Source organism: Streptomyces sp. NPDC048483, from assembly GCF_040651455.1.
Taxonomy (GTDB): Bacteria; Actinomycetota; Actinomycetes; order Streptomycetales; family Streptomycetaceae; genus Streptomyces.
In genome coordinates, this window is the sequence record NZ_JBEZJZ010000247.1 from 1 (window position 1) to 2,548 (window position 2,548).

A 2,548-nucleotide genomic window follows, 5' to 3' on the forward strand; every position below is an offset into this window, starting at 1 on the left:
GAATCCGCCCGTACCTGCTCGCGCAGCGTGCGGCGCTGGATCTTCCCGGTGGCCGTCCGCGGGATCTCCGGCACGGCCCTGATGTGCTGAAGCCGACCCGCAGCCCCAGGATCCGGAACAGGATGTCGACGGCGCCCTCCGGCTCCCGCTCGGCCCGCGCCACCCAGTAGTGCTCCAGCAGCTCCGGCCGGTCCCGCAGGTGCTCCCGGTGCAGCAGCCGCGCCGGGAACTGCGAGAACACGGCGGACTGCCCGGCCCGGCCCGCGAGCAGCTCCGCGACGCTCTCCACCAGGGCCCGCCGGAACGCCGTGCTCAGCTCCAGCAACTCGCCGGTTTCAGCGATGAGTTGGGGGTCGGTGGACCGGGTCGCCGTGGACTCCAGGAGTGACCTCGCCAGGGCCGCGTACGCCGGTGCGGTGACCTCCCGCGGCGGCCGGAGCTCGGTGCCCCACGCCCACAGGAACAGCCGAACCGTCTGCCGGTGCCCGTCGGCCTCGCCCAGCAGCTCCCGCCAGTGTTCCAGGGCCCGCGCCCGCTCGGCCGGATCGCTGAACGGAACCGGGGCCGCGGCCTGCCCGGCGCCCTGCATGTACGCGCGCATCCGCGACTCGTGCAGCCGGCCCTCCAGCTCCTGGTGCAGATCGCGGTCGCCGCCCGCCAGGGCCGCCGCGCTCAGCGCGCCCAGCTGCTCCTCGTCGAGGCCGCGCTGCTGGAGATAGAGGTCCCGGGCCACCGCGGCCCGCAGTTCGCCCAGGTGGCCGGCGTCGGCCAGCCATGCCGTGACGGCCCGTACATGCTGCGGTTCGAGGACGACCCCGCCCGCGGCGGCCGCGGCGGCCAGCGGTGCATGCCACTGCTCCTGGTGCCGCTCGCCGCCCCGCGTGTACGCCATCGTCCACGACCACACGGACCGCGCCTGCGCGACGCCGATACCGGCCAGCAGCCGTACGAGGTAATGGACGGGCACCATGCCGTCCGCCGGGAACTCGCCCGCCGTGAAATCGAAGATCCGGAAGGCGTCCTGGTCGTCCGGCCCGATGTCGATCCTGGTCTCCGGCAGGGCCCCGATCAGATGCAGCCGGCCGCGCCCCGGCTTGTGCAGATACGTCGCAAAGGACAACTCCCGGGCGAGCGGCGGCGGAAGGAGATACGACACCGCCGCGAACCAGTGCGCGATCCGGTCCGTGGAGGTGTCGACCACGATCACCGAGCGCTTCTCCTCGAGGGCGGCCAGGACCGCGGCCAGCAGCTGCGGCAGCTGCGCCTCGGCATGCGGCTCCGCCGCCACAAAGCGGTGCACCGTCTCCGGGGTCAGCGGTCCGCGCCGTGGCGCGCCCGCGAGCGCCGGAATCTCGGTGTCCTGGGAAACCCGGCCGGTCCAGTCGGGCGAGTCCCACAGCTCGATGGCCGGCCCCCCGTCGCCGTCCGCGGCGAAGTCCGTGCTGTGCAGGGCGTGCGCGAAGTAGTTGCCGAACCGGCGGGCGGAATCGCGGCCGACATAGCCGACACGGACCACGGTGGCCGCCGACCCCGTCGGCAGAAAGCAGAGGTTGACCGGGCAGCGGGCCAGATCCTCCGGCGCGTCCGAATACAGCAGCGAGCGCGGCGGCTCATAGCCGGTGAGCGCCTCCACCTCGTGCATCGTCTCCGCCGACACCCCGGCGCTCACCGCATTGAACTGAAACCCCGAGAACCCGCTCAGGCCCCGCTCGCACGAGGTGTAGTACAGCTGCTGGAACGCCATCTCAGCCCCGGCCCGACCGGGGAACCGCCCCCAGCTCGCTCAGCAGCCACAGCAGCGGATCCGCCACCCGGTACGGCTGGATCCCGGTGGCCGCGACCCGCGCGTCGTCGGTGGGGCTGCCGCCCAGCGCCGACACCCCGAAGTACCGGAACCGCGCGTAGGTGTTCTCCAGGATCCGGTCGATCGGAATGCCCTCCCACTCCTTGAGCAGCTGGCGCACCTCCTCATGGACGCTGAGGCTGTCCTCGACGTCGAAGCGCTCCCCGGACGGCGGCTGGGCGCGCAGCGGACTGCCGTTCTCCAGCTGGTGCCAGAAGGCGTCCAGCTTGGAGAACACCACCGCGATCGGGGTGGCCACCTTGCCGGGCGTACCGCCCTTCTGCCCGGCGAGCAGCATGCCCGTCACCCGGCTCAGCACATTGACCGGCGCATCCACGCCCTCCGAGCCCGGCAGCGCGGTACCGGGCAGCGCCAACTGACGGGCGCCCGGCATCTGCAGCGGGTCCAGGATCAGAACGATCCCGTCGGCGTTCGCCAGATAGCGGGTGTTGATCTCCACGCTCTCACGGGAGTTGAAGTCCTCACCGGCGGTGTCGAAGAACGACAGCACGGTGTGCTGCGGCCGCTGCCGCCCGAACAGCCCCCTGCGGCTGAGCCCGAAGCGGAAGACCAGCGGGGCCACCCGGTTGTCATTGGCCACGGCCGTCCGCGTACCGAGGAACATCTGTTTGTCCTGGTAGAGATGGTCCTGGTAGTCGGAGGTGAAGCGGCGCATCGTGTCATCGTCCGAGGCCATCATCGAGG

Annotated in this window: 2 protein-coding genes; both read right to left on the bottom strand. The window is 71.9% G+C overall.

Annotated elements, in window-relative coordinates; translation table 11 throughout:
- On the bottom strand, positions 1-1,744 hold a 1,744-nt coding region (locus tag AB0D04_RS42590), incomplete at its 3' end, for a GTPase-associated protein 1-related protein (protein ID WP_362712865.1).
- Between the two features lies 1 nt (position 1,745).
- A partial coding sequence (locus AB0D04_RS42595) for a hypothetical protein (protein ID WP_362712867.1) occupies positions 1,746-2,548 on the bottom strand: 803 nt, incomplete at its 5' end.